The following is a 17,475-nucleotide window of genomic DNA, read 5'->3' as shown; positions in this document are numbered from 1 at the left end:
TATTGTAGTACAAATGGATTTGTGTTCGGGTATGCTTGTCACAAGCTAATGTTATTAATTTTAAGGCTGAAAAAATGACCATTGATACTCTTGTTGTTCTTGCCTATTTCTTCTTTTTAGTCGCGATTGGGTGGATGTTCCGTAAGTTCACCACCTCAACCAGCGACTACTTCCGAGGGGGCGGTAAGATGTTATGGTGGATGGTAGGAGCTACCGCCTTCATGACGCAGTTTTCAGCATGGACGTTCACAGGAGCCGCAGGACGCGCGTTCAGCGACGGTTTCGTCGTTGTTATCCTATTCCTTGCCAACGCGTTTGGCTATTTCATGAACTACATCTATTTTGCGCCAAAGTTCCGTCAACTTCGTGTTGTTACGGCAATTGAAGCCATTCGTCAGCGCTTCGGTAAGACGTCAGAGCAGTTCTTCACATGGGCAGGTATGCCAGATAGCTTAATTTCAGCAGGTATTTGGCTGAATGGTCTTGCTATTTTCGTAGCCGCTGTCTTCAACATCCCGATGGAAGCCACGATCGTTGTGACGGGTCTGGTTCTCATGCTGATGGCGGTGACAGGCGGTTCTTGGGCGGTCGTTGCCTCTGACTTCATGCAGATGCTCGTTATCATGGCGGTGACCATCACTTGTGCAGTCGCGGCGTACTTCCACGGCGGCGGTCTCACCAATATTGTTGCGAACTTCGAAGGCGACTTCTTTGTGGGTAACAACCTAAATTACATGAGCATTTTTGTGCTTTGGGTGGTATTCATCTTCATCAAGCAGTTTGGTGTGATGAACAACAGTATCAATGCATACCGCTACCTATGTGCAAAAGACAGTGACAACGCTCGCAAAGCAGCAGGTCTTGCTTGTGTACTTATGATTGTTGGTCCACTAATTTGGTTCCTACCTTCTTGGTACGTAGCGGCGTTCATGCCGGACTTCGCTGACCAATACGGTAGCGTAGGTGGCGATGCAGCTTACCTAGCATTCGTACAAAACGTAATGCCTGCAGGTATGGTGGGTCTACTAATGTCAGCAATGTTTGCGGCGACCATGTCTTCAATGGACTCAGGTCTCAACCGTAACGCGGGTATCTTCGTGATGAACTTCTACAGCCCAATTATGCGCCCTCATGCGTCTCAGAAAGAGTTGGTTGTGGTAAGTAAAGTGACCACTATTGTGATGGGCTTTGTCATCATCGGCATTGGTCTGTTTATCAACTCACTTCGTCACCTAAGCCTATTTGACATCGTACTTAACGTGGGTGCTCTGATCGGATTCCCAATGTTGATCCCAGTACTACTGGGTATGTGGGTTCGCAAGACGCCAGACTGGGCTGGTTGGGCAACGCTAGTGGTCGGTGGCTTCGTCTCTTACTACTTTGGTATCTCGCTAAAAGCAGAACATATCGAGAACTGGTTCGGTATGGAACAAGCATTGACTGGTCGTGAATGGGCGGACTTGAAAGTGGCACTGAGCCTTGCGGCGCACGTAGTGTTCACTGGTGGCTTCTTCTTAGCGACAACCTTGGTGTACAAAGGACGTTCGCCAGAGCGTGAAGCGGAAGTAGAAAAACTGTTCGAAAACTGGAATACGCCTGTGGTGGCTAACTCAGAAGAGCAGCAGAACCTCGATACTAAACAACGTGGTATGCTGGGCAAACTGATCAGTGTTGCCGGTCTTGGTATCCTCGCGATGGCATTGATTCCAAATGAATTCACTGGACGTCTGCTGTTCATCTTGTGTGGCACCATGGTTCTGACCGTTGGTGTGCTCTTGGTCAACGCATCGCGCGCGCCACAGCAGCAGTTTGTCAACGAATAACTCCTAAATTTGACCTTTTGGTCATCAAAAAGCCGCAGAATTCTGCGGCTTTTTTGCGTTTTAGGGGGAGTGTAAAGATCGGAAAATAAACAAAAGTGATTGAAATAGCTGTCAAGTTTTTAGATAAGCGAGATTCCACTAATAATTAAGGGTTATAAATGCCTACACATTTATTAATACAAATAGTACCTTATGCATCCAATAGTTGATAAAAATATCATTACAAAAAGTGGGTGCTTTCCCTCATGCTCGATAGGTTATTCATAACAGAAGTTGGCTCATATACGTTGATGACAGGAACCTACGTTCCTTGGTTGGTTTTTGTCTCCATCTTTCTCGCGATGATGGCGTCATTCTTTGCACTGAGACTCGCCGCTGCCGCTCGGCACATCGTTACGCCATCACATAAGCAGGTGGCGTTGATTTCTGGTGCTTTCATTATGGCGGGGGGGATTTGGAGTATGCACTTTGTCGGCATGCTCGCCTTTCAGATGCCCCATCACATGAGTTATGACACCTTACTCACATTGATATCGCTTCTTCCTGCGGTGTTAGCCAGTTATTTGGTACTGCGATCGTTGATCAACCAGCGTGATTCTTATCGGCTTATTCTGCGCAATGGTGTGGTGGTAGGCGCGGGTATTGGTGCCATGCACTATATCGGAATGGAAGCCATGGAAATGGGGGCCATGCTGCGCTATGACCCGAATTGGTTTAGTCTGTCGATTGTTGTCGCGGTCGGATTGGCCATTGTCGCACTCTCCGCGCGCCGCCTACTTAAGCATTATTTCCCCACCATGCGTTCATTTCATATCAACTTGGTTAGCGCTGCGATCATGGGATGCGCCATTTCAGGTATGCATTACACCGGCATGGAAGCGGCGCGCTTCATTATGCTCGAACCTCATTCTATGATGATGGCCCCGCAGGATTTGCACGAACAGTCTTTTATCGCCATCGCCGTCTCCATTGCGACTTTGCTTATTTCCACCTTAGCGGTGAACGTCAGTTCACAGCTGCGCTACCGACAGTTATTAACCGAGAAAACCGCCAGTGAATCTCGATTGCAAGCAATCCTCGATACCGCGACGGACGGGGTGATTACCATTGATGCGAAAGGCGTCATTCAAGGTGTGAACTTTGCCGCAAGCCGAATTTTCGGTTGGCAAGAGCATGAATTGCTCGGGCAAAACATTTCCAAATTAATGCCAGCCCCTCACAAGCAAGCACACGATGGCTATTTGGCTAATTACCTCAGAACGGGCGAGAACAAAATCATTGGTGCGCCGCGCGAAGTTTATGCGCAGCACAAAAAGGGCCATCAATTTCCAGTGCGCCTTGGTGTAGGGAAAGTCCACCTAGCGCATGGTGATACATTATTTGTGGGCTTTATCGCGGACATTTCTGAACGTAAAGCGATGGAAGTCAAGCTGCGTGACAGCCAAGAGCGATTAACCTCTTTGATGCGTAATATCCCCGGCGCGGCTTTTCGACGCTGTTTTGACCCAAAATGGAGTCCGATTTTCCTCAGTGATGCCATCGTGGAGCTCTGTGGCTATCGATCTGAGGAGTTCCTTCAAGGAAACATAAGCTTAGCGTCACTGATTGTTGAAGAGAACGAGCAGTCGGTGCGTGACACGATCGCCGCCTTGACCAGCGACAAGCAAACCTATGCTGTCGAATATCAGTTGATTGATAAATCGGGCCAACCTGTATGGGTGCTTGAAAACGGCATGGTAGTGCGCGATGAAGACGGCACCATATTGTGGATTGATGGTGTGATGATCAACATCACCAATCGCAAAGAGATGGAGTCTGAACTGCTCAATGCAAAACGCATTGCCGAAGAAGCGGTCGAAACCAAAGCGGCATTCTTGGCCAATATGAGTCACGAAATCCGCACGCCCATGAACGCAATCATCGGCTTTACCAATATTTTGCTCGAATCACCAATGGGTAGCGAGGACAGACGTCACCTGGAAACCATATCCAACGCGTCTCGCTCTTTGCTTCATCTTCTCAATGATATTCTCGACAGCGCTAAGTTGGAAAAAAGCAAGCTCGAAGTCGAACCTGTGGTGTTTCATCTTGCGGATTGTGTCGATGGCGTCATCTCTACGTTATGGCTTAATGCGAAAAACAAAGGCATTGAGCTCAACCTACATATTGATGATCGCGTGCCAGCTATTGTCTTCGGCGCAGAAGACCGCATCCGCCAAGTACTGATGAATTTAGTGGGCAATGGCATCAAGTTTACCGAAGAGGGGAGCGTCACGCTTAACATCGGGCCCACTGAGCAGAGCGATGTGATGCGTTTTAGCGTGATGGATACCGGTATCGGCATAGCACCTGACCGGGTTGAGGCGATTTTTGATCCTTTTACGCAAGCCGATGCTTCCATGAGCCGTCGTTTCGGTGGTACGGGGTTAGGGACCAGTATTTCCAAGCAGTTGGTTGAACTAATGGGTGGAGAGATTCATGCCACCAGTGAACTCGGAAAAGGAAGCTGCTTCTACTTCGAACTGCCCCTGCCCAAAAGTGAAAGGCTGCCGCGCGCGGACGTTCACTCGCAAGTGAAGCTGCCAAGCCAGCGAGTGTTAGTCTGTGACGATATTGAACAAAACGTGACGCTGCTTTCTCTGCTTCTTGAACGAGCGGGTCATCAAGTATGGGTCGCGCGCGATGGTGTTGAAGCGGTCCAGCAATACCAAACGCACGAGATTGATTTGATATTGATGGACTTACAAATGCCGCGCCTCGATGGCCTACAAGCAAGCCGTCAGATTCGTCAATGGGAACGCGAGCAAGACAAACCCCCTGTTGCGATTATTGCTCTGACTGCGAGTGTCTTGACCGAAGACAAGCGCCAAGCGCAGGAGGCGGGCATGAACGGCTTTGCCAATAAGCCGGTTGATTTTAACCGTTTGAGCGCAGAAATGGCGCGCGTGTTAAAGGTTGAATCACAGGTCAGTATCCCATCGTCGCCCGCAGAGCCGTCTGGCAAAGAGAGCCGTGATCAGGCGATGATTCATTGGCAGAAAGCGCTGACACTTTGGGTGGATGAGGCGCTCTACTTAGCGGAACTTGGCAAGATGCTGGACAAGCATGAGGGGCTACCGAGTGCCTTGGCGCAGTCACTGCAAAACCAAGACTGGCGGGCTGTGCGTTCGCAAGCCCATGCACTCAAAGGCGTGTGTGGCAACTTGGCTTTAATGGCGTTGCACCAACTCTTTGCCCAGATAGAGCACGCCGCTATACAGCAAGATCACGCGAAAGCGCTGCCATTGATTGGCGATCTGTCGCTCTGTTGGCACAAGGTCAAGCAGGAGCTTGATAGCCGCATTGCACTGAGTCAAACCGATACCCAAGTTAAAGAAATAACGCTCGATGACGCGTTGCCTGCCAATGAGATTGAGCGTCTATTAACAGAGTGGCGAGCGGCGACTCACAGTGGTGAGTTACGTGAGGATATTGGTGAAACGCTTCGCAGTCGCGCGCCAGACAAACTGCAAAAGCCGATCATCGATGCCATGAACGCGATCGACGAGTTTGAATTTTCCAAAGCCAGCGAGCATATCGACTTGGCGTTAACCTACCTAGCTGAATAAGGAACGCTGTGACGATGACATCATTAACGCCAGAGCCCCTCACACGTCATAACCCAGTGATGCGTTCGGTGCCAAGATTATTGGTCGTGGACGATGAACCCGCGAACTTGAAAGTGATGAAACAAGTACTGCACAGCGATTATCGGCTCTCGTTTGCTCGCAGTGCCAAAGACGCATTAAGTTTGCTCGAGCAAGAGAAGTTTGACCTTATTTTGCTTGATGTGATGATGCCAGAGATGACGGGGTTTGAGCTTTGTCAGCAACTGAAAGCGACCCCCGATAAGGCAATGATTCCGATCATTTTTGTCACCGCGCTCAGTGACAGCATTGATGAGGAGACCGGTTTTAACCTCGGCGGAGTCGATTACATTGTTAAGCCTATTGTCCCTGCCATTGTGCGCGCTCGAGTCAAAACGCAGCTGTCTATGGTCAAAATTGATGTACTCAAAGCGACGCAAATTGACTTAATTCAGCGCTTAGGCCGCGCCGCTGAATACCGAGACAATGAGACCGGGATGCATGTACTGCGCATGAGTCATTATGTGAAAACCCTGGCGCTTGCGATCGGTTTTGATGAGGAAGCGGCAGACGAACTGCGCATGGCGGCATCGATGCACGACATTGGAAAAATCGCGATTCCAGATCGTATTTTGCTCAAGCCGGGTCGATTGGAACCAGAAGAGTTTTCGTTGATGCAGACGCATGTGGAAGCAGGGGTACGAATCTTGGAAAACCCGCGCTCTCCGCTTATCGCCCTCGCTCAAAGTATTGCGCTTAACCACCATGAAAAGTGGGATGGAACCGGATACCCTCAGGGATTAAGCGGTGAAGCGATTCCGATAGAAGGACGCCTAGCGGCAATTGCGGATGTGTTTGATGCCCTGACCAGTGAACGCCCATACAAGAAAGCCTGGCCGGTCAGTGATGCTGTCGCCCTAATTCAAGAGCAAGCCGGAAAACATTTTGATCCACAACTGGTGCCCGTATTTATGGATCAGTTACCGAATATTCTGGCTATCAAAGAGCGGTTCATCGATTGATGTCGGCTCGCTATATGTTTCCTCACTTTGGTGCAAACACAATCCTATTCGGCAGTTTGTGGGGCAAGTATCACTTGGCTTCGCTTTCGCTTTCATCTAAGTGATTGATATAATTAGATAAAGAAAAGTTGGCTTGTTGGTCAGCTTTTTGCTCACTCCTTGCAGAGTCAATGACACACTGCAAGGAGCATTCATGTCACTTCCTATTATCGATATTTCTCCGCTCAACTCTGATGATCGCCGCGACTGGGGCCCAGTCATCGATCAGATAGATCAAGCTTGCCGAGAGCTCGGCTTTTTTTATGTAGTAGGACATGGCATTCCTCAAACTCAGTTTAATCAGATTGAACACTATGCACGCTCGCTGTTTTCCCTACCGCAAGAGGAGAAACAAGCGATATCGATTGAGCACAGTATGAATCACCGTGGGTGGGGGCGCTTGAGCGCCGAGAAACTCGATCCACTCGGCGAGTTGGATTGCAAAGAGTCGTTTGATATGGCGCTCGACCTCTCACCCTATCATTCGCAAGTTGCGCGTTGTCCGAAGCTTTATGGCCCCAATCAATACCCCTCGATTGAAGGTTTTACCCAGGCGATGAATCAGCATTACAGCCTTACGTTAGATGTCGGCCTTAAGTTACTGAAAGCGATGGCAATTGCACTGAATGAGCCAGAAGATTTCTTTACCCAATATTTTACGTTACCTATCTCTGTGTTGCGTATGTTGCACTACCCAAGTCAAGAACCTTCAACCAACACGGTGGGCAATGGCGCGGGAGCCCACACGGATTACGGCTGCATCACATTACTCTACCAAGATTCGAGCGGCGGCTTACAGGTGCTGAATAAGCAAAATCAATGGATAGACGCCATGCCCGTCGAGGGAAGCTTTGTCGTGAATATTGGCGATTTAATGCAGCGCTGGACGAATGATATTTATCGCTCCACTAAGCATCGAGTCGCGAGTCCGAGCAATGGCAAGACGCGTTTTTCCATGCCATTTTTCGTCGAGCCAGATTTTGACACCCCAGTCACGACGCTAAAGTCATGCCTCGCTGAAAAACAAGGGCAGGGCGGCTACCCTTTGATCACGGCTGGGGATTGGATCTTGTCACGCTTTGCGGATACCTATGAGTACCGACGTGAAGGGACACTCAGCACAGAACGTTGACTTTGGTCTGGAATTTTTAACTTTCTATTGGTTTAAATTTAATTGTAACAATCAGAGACTACGCTTTCTGCAAAATTTAACACTGCCAACGAGCAGTGACTAACAACGTCAATCCGAAAAATATAAGAAACCGTTATGCCAAGAACACCACACCCAGCCGACATGGAAATCATCAAGTTGCTTCAGCAGCAAGGTTGTATCAAGAGTGAAGCGATGCAACGCCTCAAACGCGAGGTGTATCAACTTCAACCTGAAGAGATTTCTAAGGTGAAAAATTACGCCGATCATTTTGGTCTCCGTGCGAAAGAGCAACTTATTGATGAAATCCTAGAGTTGCGCCGTGATGAGCTACTGACTCAGTTGGCGGAGGCGTAAGCCTAGGAGCCGAGGTTTGGCGATTGCAGTGGTGGACGTTGTACAGCATAAATGTGAAACCTGTCGCAAATGTGACGTCACTTTGAAATATGCCAAAAAGTGATTGAAAAGATGAATATTTCTTGAGTGTAGAGGTAGCGATTGCTAGGTTTGGACTTAGCGTTTTCATACAGGGACATCCTGGGTCTTAAAAGGAAGGCATCGTGCTACTTACCTCATTGCCTATGTTTATCGCATCAAGCATCAGTTTAGTGCTGAGCTTCTTTTTTGTGATGCTGTATAACCGGCTTCAATCTCGTTACGAGGAAAATGTTCATTACTATCGAATATTTTCCTTAACCGCTTTAGCTAGCGGACTGTTCCTTGGTGCGTTTGGCATTATGCTGAACGTTAGCGACAGCCTGGTTCTGCTGAATATTTTTAACCGAGTCGCCATCGTGACTTCAATGTTTACGATTGTACTCGGCCTGCATTTTTACATCGCTTTCTTTGACTATAAGGCTCCGACCCCATTGAAGATTGCCTACGCGATATGTGGTCTGTTTTCATTGATGGCGGTGGTACCGAGTCCATACTTTCTGGACAACCAATTTTACGTGACATCCAGTTACTACACCGGACTTGTGTTTGGTCCTCTGTTTGAGCTTTGGGGTGCGTGGATATTACTGCTAGCGATGTATTGTATGATCGTTCTATTTCGCGTTTACCTAAGGCAAAGGGCTAAGCGACAAGAGGACGATTTGCGCACGTTAAGAATGTTGTTGGCCGCCAGTGCGATTTGGATGTGCACTGGCGTCAGTGATACGCTGACCGCGATAGAAGTGCTCGATATGCCACCCTTGACTTGGATAGGCTCGTTCCTGCTGACTTGCTGCATTACGTGGATATTGGTCCTCCATATCGACGAGCTATACAGTGAGCGCCAAGAGCTCAGCACCCGTCTGATGTTTGACCATCTAACACAAGCGTATTCGCGTAGTTATTTTGAAATTCGTTTGGCCGATGAAGTGTCACGCAGTCGACGGGCGAGCGAACATCGTTTTTATCTCTGTATCTTTGATATCGATGATTTCAAGGCGATCAATGATCATTATGGGCATACGAGCGGTGATGGGCTACTTAAGGACATCGCCCGTATTACTCGAGATACGATCAGACCGACAGACTGTTTTGCTCGTTTTGGAGGTGATGAGTTTGTGATACTGCTGGCTGGTTTATCAAATGACGAAGAAGCCGTGTCCATTGTCGAGCGAATTCGCCAGCGCATTGCTCAGACGGAATTTGGGCAAGATGGGGGACGCTTTCACGCTTCCTGCTCGTTTGGAATTGTCAGTAGCGTGGGTCCGCAGTTGCATTCAGAGGATTTGCTCAATGACTTGCTCACCTATGCTGATGAAGCCTTGTACCAGTCGAAGTTCCAAGGTAAAAACGTGACGAGCTTGGCAGCGATACCAGTCGCGTCTACTGTGTAAAGTTATGTAAATAACACTCGTTTTTGTCCAATAGCGACTATCTTACTTCTTGAACGATCGTTTCAAAAGACGAACGTTATCAAATAACTATTGCTTCAAGTAACTATCGCTTCAAGTAATAACAGTCAATGAGGAAGATAAGGATGTCAAACATCATCGGTGAAAAGGTCACAGCGCCTGTGGCGCCTAAAGCAATTCCGCAAGAAGCATTTGATTGGTACGACGAATACGCACATGGATTGATAGACAGACGAGAATTCATGAGACGTCTCTCTGGTCTTGTCGCATTAGGCTTTACGATGTCAGTCTTAACGTCAGCACTGACACCGAACTATGCACTGGCAGAGCAGGTGTCGTTTAACGATCCCGCAATCAAAGCCAGCTACGTCAAGTTTGACTCACCGAATGGTTACGGTGAAGGGCAAGGGTATTTGGTCGTGCCACGAGAGTTGACAGGCACCGCGCCTGTTGTACTGGTTGTGCATGAAAACCGTGGGCTTAACCCCTACATTGAAGACGTCGCGCGAAGATTGGCCGCGAAAGGCTTTATCGCCTTTGCTCCCGATGCACTCTATCCGTTGGGCGGTTATCCAGGAAACGACGATGAAGGCCGCGCGATGCAAAAGAGTTTAGATAGAGAGAAGATTGAAGCGGACTTCCTAGCCGCTGCGAGCTTTTTGAAATCGCATGAGCTAAGTAACGGAAAATTAGGGGCGGTCGGTTTTTGTTTTGGCGGCTACATAGTCAATATGCTGGCTGCGACCATTCCTGAGCAGTTGGATGCAGGGGTGCCTTTTTATGGTACACCTGCAGCGGAATCTTTGATCCCGAAGGTGAAAGGGCCATTGATGATTCAATTTGCGGGTCTTGATGAGCGTGTCAACGCCACTTGGCCGGAGTATGAGAAAGCGCTTAAGGCCAACGGGGCGAACTATCAAGCCTACGTTTACGAGGGCGTGAATCACGGATTTCACAATGACTCCACCGGACGTTACGCCGAAAAAGAGGCCGAGCTTGCTTGGCAGCGAACATTGGAGTTTTTTGAGCAACATCTTAAAGCGTAAAGAGCACACAAAAACGCCGTCACAGGGTAAACCCTGTGACGGCGTTTCATTTTACGTGAGTACTATCTACAGGTATCGACTTCTCAGGTGATTTTGGAAGAACTGAGCGTTCAACACTTCGCCTGTTGCCGATTTAACCAGCTCATCGGTTGTCAGTAAGCTGCCCTTGCTCCAGATGTTATCGCCCAGCCAAGTAAAAATAGGCGTGAGATCACCAGAGTGAATGGCTTCACCCACATCCACAGTTTTCTTCATCGCTGCCATAAACTGCGCCGCGTACATGGCTCCTAACGTGTATGATGGGAAGTAGCCGAAGGCGCCATCGGTCCAGTGAATGTCTTGCATGCAGCCATTTTTGAAATTACCGGCGGTAGAAAGGCCGAGATACTGACGCATTTTTGTGTCCCAGAGCTCTGGAACATCTTGGTGGGAAATATCACCATTGATCAAATCACGCTCGATCTCATAGCGTAAAATGACGTGAGCCGGATAGGTGAGCTCGTCGGCATCAACCCGGATAAAGTCTTTTTTGACGCGAGTATAAAGCTTTTGAAAGTTCGCTTGACTAAAAAGCGACGTATCGTGTCCGGAGAAGTGTTGGGTGGCAAGTCGCGATAGATGGGCAATAAACGCATCACTGCGGCCCACTTGCATTTCGAAAAACAGTGATTGAGACTCATGAATACCCATTGAGCGAGCTTCGCCTGACGGCAATCCTGCTAGCGCTTTGGGTAAACCTTGCTCATAACGGGCGTGGCCTGTCTCGTGAACGATGCCCATGAGCGATTGTACAAATTCGTTTTCATCGTAGCGGGTGGTAATTCGCACATCTTGCGGTACACCACCACAAAAAGGGTGGACGCTCTCATCCAATCGGCCATGGTCGAAATCGAATTGCAGTAGTTTCATCACATCCAGCCCGAGCGCTTTTTGTTGCTCGGTGGGAAAATGGCCTGTTGGGGTGAGGTAGTGCTCAGAAGCCTGCTTTTCGAGCACCTCATCGATCAAGGCAGGTAGCCAGCTTTTTACATCGGCAAACAGCGTATCGAGTGACTCTGATGTGGTGCCCGGCTCGTAAATGTCGAGCATCGCATCATACGGTGTCGATCCGTTGGCATCGGCACGAATTTGCGCCTCTTCTTTCGAAAGTTTAACGACTTCTGCCCAGTTTTTCTCAAACCCGATCCAGTCGTTGTGGCCACGCTGGGTACGCCAAGCGTGTTCACATTTCGAGCCCGCTAGGGATTTGGCTTGCACCAGTGCTTCAGGCAGCAAATTGGCTTGTTGCCACTGGCGTTTAAGCTCTCGCAGTGTGGCGCTCTCTTCAACGCTGAGCGTTTCTGTTTCTGCTTCGGCAAACCAATCCGCGAGCTGTGGCTGGGTATGCAATTGATGAATATGCACGGATAGCTCGGCCATTGCCTCTGAGCGAGCTTGATTGCCTCCGCTCGGCATCACTGCCGCTTGGTCCCATCCACAGATGGCCGCTAAGTGATTAAAACGAGAAATTTTTTGGGAATGCTGTTTGAGTTTGTCGAATGCGCTCATGACCACACCTTAGGTGACTGGGAAAACCAAAATCTTAACAACCTCCTCAGCATTGACCAAGGGGTTTGCGTTCAATAATTGCAGCAAGAAGCATAATCATTGCCTATGTTGGCGCCCTTGCTATAAGATGGCGATCTTTCCTGAGATGACCTGGTTATATCTCGCGCTGACTGGAGCCTCTGCTCCCCAATAATAAGGACCTGCAATGATCAACAATATGGAAGCGTTTTTGGTCGCCATCACCATTTTGACGTTAACCCCAGGACTCGATACTGCGCTTGTGATTCGTAACTCGTCGCGTGGCGGCTTTTCCGATGGTGTATTAACCAGTTTGGGGATTTGCTCGGGCTTGTTTGTCCATGCCACCTTTTCTGCGATTGGTATCTCGGCGGTCTTGGCGCAATCGGCTGAGCTATTTAGTGCGGTGAAAATGGTCGGCGCGGCCTATTTGATTTGGCTAGGTGTGATGTCCATTAAGGGGCTGTTCAATGGCCAATTGGATGCGGGGATCGCGGTGCAAACGGTGGCGCACACCAAAGCCACGGCGTGGCGCTCACTGCGAGAAGGCTTCTTGTCGAACGTGCTGAACCCTAAAACGGCGGTGTTTTATCTGGCGTTTTTACCTCAGTTCATCAATCCAGAGGGTTCTGCGTTTGTGCAGTCATGTGTGATGGCTGCGATCCATTTTGTGATTGCGATGGTGTGGCAGTGTGGTTTGGCGGGCGTGCTGACTCGGGCTAAATCTCTGCTTCGCAGTACGCGTTTTAATCGCTGGATGGAAGGGACCACCGGCGCGGTTCTTATTGCGCTTGGTGTTAAACTGATGATTGAAAAACCGCAGATTTAAAGAGAATTTAATCTATACACAATGTATTAGAAATCACAGTGGATTAGAAATGAAAAAGCCCGCGCTTGCTAGAGCGCGGGCTTTTTGATCACGTCACCTTACACGGTCGTCTTACGCGGTGGTTTTGGCACTGCTACCCACCGACAGCGCAGCAAAGTACTGTTTAGTCTCTTCGACCACAATGTGGCGCAACGCAATCAAGCCGATAAGGTTAGGAATGGCCATGAGTCCGTTGACGATGTCGGCGATGATCCAAATCATATCGAGGTGAAGGAACGCACCAGAAGCGACCAGAGCGACAAAGATGACTTTGTAAGGCAGTACAGCCTTAGTACCTAGTAAGAACACAACGCAACGTTCGCCGTAGTAGTTCCAGCCCAAAATAGTCGTAAAGGCGAAGAAAATCAGGCCAATGGAGACGAGCAATGGACCTAGCGTGTCGGCGTTAAGTCCGACGGCAAAGGCGTGAGTAGTCATGGCCGCACCAGCAAAATCGCTTTGCCATGCGCCAGTCAGGATCAAGGCAAGGCCCGTCATAGTACAGATGATGATGGTGTCAAAGAAGGTGCCGGTCATCGAGATCAGACCTTGCTTGACGCAAGAGTCGGTCTTCGCTGCTGCGGCGGCCATCGGTGCGCTACCCAGGCCAGATTCGTTGGAGAACACGCCGCGGGCAATCCCAGATTGAATCGCCAGCATAATGCTTGCCCCTAGGAAGCCGCCTGTCGCTGCGGTTGGTGTAAAGGCAGAGACGACTACCAATTCAACGGCAGCGAAAAGCTGATCAGAATTCATGATGATGACACTCAAACACGCCATCACATAGAACAGCGCCATCATAGGCACCACTTTTCCTGCTACTTTCGCAATCGACTGAATGCCACCTAGCGTTACAAAAGCGACCAATAGCGTCAGTACGACCGCCGAGACCTCACGGGATACGCCAAACGAGATTTCAGAAGCATCCAAAATGGCGTTAACCTGCGGGAAGGTACCGATACCAAAACAGGCGACACCGAGGGCGAAAATGGCAAACAGTACGGCTAAGGTTTTAGAACCGACACCATATTGCAAGTAGTACATCGGTCCGCCGACCATCTGGCCTTTATCATCCACTTTGCGGTATTTCACTGCGAGTAGACACTCAGCGTACTTGGTGGCCATGCCAAATAGGGCCGCCAACCACATCCAAAATAGTGCGCCGGGACCACCTAGTTTGATGGCGGTGGCGACACCAACGATGTTGCCCGTACCTATGGTGGCGGACAGGGCGGTACAAAGCGCAGCAAAGCTGGAAATATCCCCTTGCTTGCCGGAGTCTGATTTGCTGAACACCATTTTCAGTGCCGTGGGAAGGTGTCTAAACTGGAGCAAGCCTAAACGAAAAGTAAAATAGACACCGGTACCCACCAACAAAATCAGCAGGGGCGGTCCCCAAACGAAATTGTCGATAGTGATCAGTAAAGATTGTAGGTTATTCATGGGTTCCCCTTAAATTGATAATGCTTAAATAAGGAGAAGAGGGAAAAGCCGAGATCGATGTTCTCAAAAACGATAGACAGGAAGCTACCGAATAACGGGTCTTTTCACTCCTCTGTCCTTTTGCCTGAGAGTTTCACCTAAAAATAGGCTTGCTCCTTCGGCGACCACTTTCTACAACAAGGTAGAGCGGTTCTCTCCAGAGGTTCCTCCAACTACAGTCCTCGCTACCTAAGTAGCACCTGAAATAGTTAATTCTTCGGCGGGTTATCTTAACTAAATGTTAAAATTTAGTTATTAACCACTCTCCTGCAGTCTTCGTCGGAACAATTGCTCAATGTGTTGAGCAAAAGATGGTCAATAGTTCTGTGCTATTAACGCGAGAACTGTAACACTTTTTTTTGTGAGATCAAGCGTGTTTTTGCACTTGTGATCGTTTTAAGAGGGGAGGGCGCTGAAAACGCTGAAAGTATGGTGAATTGACGGCAAAAAAAATAGCGCTCAACTGCGCTATTTTTGAACAATCAAAGATGAAAGCTTAGAAGTAGTTGGCATCTACCAGCTCGCCGACCTCCACGTTGGTCACTTCTTCGCGTTTTTCTAGCCACGCGCCAACCAAAGCTTGCTGCTCAGCCGTCGCATTGCCGTAGCGGGCCACACTGCATAGGAAACCGTCGAATGTCTCAAGGCCACCGCCGCCGAAGCACAAACCAAGGCTGTCGATGTAGTCAATAAAATCATCCACAAACTGGTCGTAGCGGTCGAAATCTTGAATGTTGGTTTCACAACGAATCTCGAAACCCAGCACGGCAAATTCGCCGAGGAACAATTTCTTTTGAATACGACGCTTTTTCTTCTCTAACTGATACGGTTTCATGTTTATCTCCCATTTGGTGTCGCGCTCTTTATACCCCAAAAGTGCAGCTTGCCCAAATGAATCACTCATAAAAGGCATTAAGCGCGGATAATTTGCGCACTCACCTAAGTAAACAGAATAAAACTACCGGACGCTGACCAAAACGCGCGAAAAAATGGTATAAATGAAAAGGTTATCAAGTTGCCCCCAAGCATGTGGGTACAGCTAAGGAGAGGCTATGACAAGATTGTTAGCGATTGCCTTTTTGGTCGCATTGGCATTTGTGTTGATCCGCTATCGCACGAGCGAAAAATTGCAAAAAGCAGTGGTGGTGACGTTGATTTCAGGGTTTTTAATTTATACCGTGACACTCGTGATCACTGAGTTGATTCGCTAGTGGAGCAGGAGTCATACGTGAATAAACAGACAGACGTAGATAATGATGATGTGGTCGTTATCGAACAACGTGACAAGCGAACCTACCTCTATATTGCGATTGCCGGCATATTGGGTATCGCACTGGGAGTCTTAATTGGCTCGAGCGTGACGGCGTCAAAGTGGCAACAGACATACCACGCGTTGGAATCGCAGTATCAAACGCTTGTGTCAGACAAAAAACAGCTCGTGGTGACGGTGGAAGAAAAAGTCGCCAACGTTGACGTCGAAGTACAGCAAAAGCTGGAGCAAGCGATTGAAGAGCAAAAAGCGCAGTACGAGGCATCAATCGCTCAGCTAGAAGCGCAAGTGGCGGAGCTGGAAAAGGTCAACCAGTCCCTAGAGCAACAAGTCGGCGAGCAGAAATCACAGTTAGCGGATGTCGCGGGTGAAAATGCGCAGCTTAATCGCCAAGCCGATATGCAGGCAACCATGTTTGAGCGTTCGCGTGAGCTCTTCCAACAAGAACTGAGAGTCAAACAAGAATTAGCCGCATTGCAAAAAGAGCGCGACGAGTTGGAGCCCAAGTTGGCCTCACTGAAGAAAGCTTGTGACACCTTTCTAGAAGGCACCTCTTGGGAAGCGAAATCGGATGCGTGCGACAAACAAGATGCCGCCAATTCTCGTTTGAGCCAAATCAACCAGATGATTCGTGTCCATCAAATGGATCTTGAAGAGATGAAAGCGATGGCAGAACAGCTCGGGCTGTAAAGTTATCCCTACATTCATGTAAAGAGGAAGCGGAGAACCCCTTCCTCTTTTTTGTATCTGCTTGTTCGACAAAGGTATTGGATTGACGAAAAAGTGTGGAAATTATGCAACAAAGTCGCTATAAATTTTAAATCACCCACGGATTAGGGATGGCAGTGCAAGAGAATTCATTCAATCGGTCGATCGGAATTGCGATTAAAGTGGCTTATGTTCTCTCTATTGCCCTGATTTCTCGCACCCTGCTGCTCGAACACGAGATGGGCAGAGCGGCGTATTTACTCTTTCCCCTCTTAATGATTTATGCTTTGTTCACTCAATCTGAGCAGCGTAAGCGTATCTGCGCGCTGTTAGCGGCGAGCCTGATTTTTATCGGTGGGCTGATTGAGCCGTTAGAGATGGATGCCATCGAAGAGAGCTTCATTTTACTGCCACTCTGTTTCATCATCTTATTCCCCGGGTCGTTTTGGCCTCTGGCTATCGCGGCATTACTGATTGTCAGCTATCTTCACAGCCTAGATCCCGATGACTTTGACGAGTTTATCGAAGACGCCATAGAGGTGGGCGCGATCACCGTGTTTGCTACCCTGATGACGTATTACATCAAGAAAACCCAACAACAAGCGCTGGCCTTTAAAAAAGACAGCTTCACCGATTACTTGACCAAGCTGCCCAATATTAATGCCTTCTATGCGGCGGTATCGGCCATGAACGAGAGTAATGCACACTGTTTTGGGGTATTGCAGATTGGTCTGCACAATTTTAAAAGCGTCAATGACAAATTGGGCTATCGCAATGGTGATGAGCTGCTTCAATCTTTCGCCAGCCACATCAGTGGATTAATAGAAAACCAAGCCCAAATGTATCGCATTGCGGGCGATGAGTTCGTCGTGCTGGTGGAAAATGTCCATGTAGAGCGAAAGCTGCAAACCGTGCTAGACACCATTCTTACCAAACACAGCAAGCTGTTTGTAGTCGGTGACACGACCTATCGGCTGAATTTTTGTGTGGGGGTTGCACTGGCCAAGCACGCGAATGGTGTGGTGAGT

At 48.7% G+C, this 17,475-nt stretch carries 14 protein-coding genes and 1 riboswitch; of the genes, 11 read left to right on the top strand and 3 right to left on the bottom strand.

Annotation, left to right across the window (positions count from 1 at the left end; translation table 11 throughout):
• The first annotated feature begins 74 nt into the window (after positions 1–74).
• From AC6R0R_RS11835 to AC6R0R_RS11805, 7 genes are all read left to right on the top strand, one after another.
• Positions 75–1,823: a sodium:solute symporter family protein gene (locus AC6R0R_RS11835; RefSeq protein WP_500626825.1), complete on the top strand. Its 1,749-nt coding sequence runs from the start codon at positions 75–77 to the stop codon at positions 1,821–1,823.
• Positions 1,824–2,113: 290 nt separating this feature from the next.
• On the top strand, positions 2,114–5,431 hold the full coding sequence (locus tag AC6R0R_RS11830; RefSeq protein ID WP_500626824.1) for a PAS domain S-box protein: 3,318 nt from the start codon (positions 2,114–2,116) through the stop codon (positions 5,429–5,431).
• Positions 5,432–5,445: 14 nt separating this feature from the next.
• A complete protein-coding gene (locus AC6R0R_RS11825; RefSeq protein ID WP_500626823.1) occupies positions 5,446–6,471 on the top strand; it encodes an HD domain-containing phosphohydrolase in 1,026 nt (341 codons plus the stop codon).
• 193 nt (positions 6,472–6,664) lie between these two features.
• Positions 6,665–7,642, top strand: a complete 978-nt coding sequence (locus AC6R0R_RS11820; protein ID WP_500626822.1) for an isopenicillin N synthase family dioxygenase — start codon at positions 6,665–6,667, stop codon at positions 7,640–7,642.
• A gap of 135 nt (positions 7,643–7,777) precedes the next feature.
• Entirely contained in the window at positions 7,778–8,017 is a 240-nt protein-coding gene (locus AC6R0R_RS11815) for a hypothetical protein (RefSeq protein ID WP_487902401.1), read from the top strand.
• Between the two features lie 203 nt (positions 8,018–8,220).
• On the top strand, positions 8,221–9,489 hold the full coding sequence (locus tag AC6R0R_RS11810; protein WP_500626821.1) for a GGDEF domain-containing protein: 1,269 nt from the start codon (positions 8,221–8,223) through the stop codon (positions 9,487–9,489).
• A 143-nt stretch (positions 9,490–9,632) separates the two neighbouring features.
• Positions 9,633–10,553 (top strand): dienelactone hydrolase family protein, encoded by a 921-nt coding sequence (locus tag AC6R0R_RS11805; RefSeq protein WP_500626820.1) that lies wholly within the window; start codon positions 9,633–9,635, stop codon positions 10,551–10,553.
• A 66-nt stretch (positions 10,554–10,619) separates the two neighbouring features.
• On the opposite strand, the gene AC6R0R_RS11800 is transcribed toward AC6R0R_RS11805, so the two are convergent.
• Positions 10,620–12,101: a carboxypeptidase M32 gene (locus AC6R0R_RS11800; protein WP_500626819.1), complete on the bottom strand. Its 1,482-nt coding sequence runs from the start codon at positions 12,099–12,101 to the stop codon at positions 10,620–10,622.
• A gap of 205 nt (positions 12,102–12,306) precedes the next feature.
• On the opposite strand from AC6R0R_RS11800, the gene AC6R0R_RS11795 reads away from it, so the two are divergent.
• Positions 12,307–12,948, top strand: a complete 642-nt coding sequence (locus tag AC6R0R_RS11795) for a LysE family translocator (RefSeq protein ID WP_500626818.1) — start codon at positions 12,307–12,309, stop codon at positions 12,946–12,948.
• A 111-nt stretch (positions 12,949–13,059) separates the two neighbouring features.
• On the opposite strand, the gene AC6R0R_RS11790 is transcribed toward AC6R0R_RS11795, so the two are convergent.
• Positions 13,060–14,430 (bottom strand): alanine/glycine:cation symporter family protein, encoded by a 1,371-nt coding sequence (locus AC6R0R_RS11790; protein ID WP_500626817.1) that lies wholly within the window; start codon positions 14,428–14,430, stop codon positions 13,060–13,062.
• A 102-nt stretch (positions 14,431–14,532) separates the two neighbouring features.
• Positions 14,533–14,640, bottom strand: a riboswitch (glycine riboswitch).
• 325 nt (positions 14,641–14,965) lie between these two features.
• The gene (locus AC6R0R_RS11785) at positions 14,966–15,304 is read right to left on the bottom strand and encodes a YggL 50S ribosome-binding family protein (protein ID WP_500626816.1); all 339 of its coding nucleotides are present in this window, start codon (positions 15,302–15,304) and stop codon (positions 14,966–14,968) included.
• Positions 15,305–15,521: 217 nt separating this feature from the next.
• On the opposite strand from AC6R0R_RS11785, the gene AC6R0R_RS11780 reads away from it, so the two are divergent.
• The 3 genes from AC6R0R_RS11780 to AC6R0R_RS11770 form a co-directional block, all read left to right on the top strand.
• Positions 15,522–15,680 carry a hypothetical protein gene (locus tag AC6R0R_RS11780; RefSeq protein ID WP_487902409.1) on the top strand — a complete coding sequence of 53 codons (159 nt, stop codon included), beginning with the start codon at positions 15,522–15,524 and terminating at the stop codon, positions 15,678–15,680.
• A gap of 17 nt (positions 15,681–15,697) precedes the next feature.
• Positions 15,698–16,429, top strand: coding sequence for a chromosome partitioning protein ParA (locus tag AC6R0R_RS11775; protein WP_500626815.1), 732 nt, complete (start codon positions 15,698–15,700; stop codon positions 16,427–16,429).
• Between the two features lie 149 nt (positions 16,430–16,578).
• Positions 16,579–17,475 (top strand): diguanylate cyclase domain-containing protein (locus AC6R0R_RS11770; RefSeq protein ID WP_500626814.1); only part of this gene is annotated, 897 nt, incomplete at its 3' end.

Source organism: Vibrio sp. R12-SW3-ISO1, from assembly GCF_059834005.1.
This window is presented reverse-complemented; position numbering and strand designations above follow the sequence as displayed.

What these genes read in the sequence shown, in the direction of transcription:
- AC6R0R_RS11835 (WP_500626825.1), top strand. Translation starts at nt 75, where the DNA reads ATGACCATTGATACTCTTGTTGTTCTTGCCTATTTCTTCTTTTTAGTC.
- AC6R0R_RS11830 (WP_500626824.1), top strand. Translation starts at nt 2,114, where the DNA reads ATGACAGGAACCTACGTTCCTTGGTTGGTTTTTGTCTCCATCTTTCTC.
- AC6R0R_RS11825 (WP_500626823.1), top strand. Translation starts at nt 5,446, where the DNA reads ATGACATCATTAACGCCAGAGCCCCTCACACGTCATAACCCAGTGATG.
- AC6R0R_RS11820 (WP_500626822.1), top strand. Translation starts at nt 6,665, where the DNA reads ATGTCACTTCCTATTATCGATATTTCTCCGCTCAACTCTGATGATCGC.
- AC6R0R_RS11815 (WP_487902401.1), top strand. Translation starts at nt 7,778, where the DNA reads ATGCCAAGAACACCACACCCAGCCGACATGGAAATCATCAAGTTGCTT.
- AC6R0R_RS11805 (WP_500626820.1), top strand. Translation starts at nt 9,633, where the DNA reads ATGTCAAACATCATCGGTGAAAAGGTCACAGCGCCTGTGGCGCCTAAA.
- AC6R0R_RS11800 (WP_500626819.1), bottom strand. Translation starts at nt 12,101, where the DNA reads ATGAGCGCATTCGACAAACTCAAACAGCATTCCCAAAAAATTTCTCGT.
- AC6R0R_RS11795 (WP_500626818.1), top strand. Translation starts at nt 12,307, where the DNA reads ATGATCAACAATATGGAAGCGTTTTTGGTCGCCATCACCATTTTGACG.
- AC6R0R_RS11790 (WP_500626817.1), bottom strand. Translation starts at nt 14,430, where the DNA reads ATGAATAACCTACAATCTTTACTGATCACTATCGACAATTTCGTTTGG.
- AC6R0R_RS11785 (WP_500626816.1), bottom strand. Translation starts at nt 15,304, where the DNA reads ATGAAACCGTATCAGTTAGAGAAGAAAAAGCGTCGTATTCAAAAGAAA.
- AC6R0R_RS11780 (WP_487902409.1), top strand. Translation starts at nt 15,522, where the DNA reads ATGACAAGATTGTTAGCGATTGCCTTTTTGGTCGCATTGGCATTTGTG.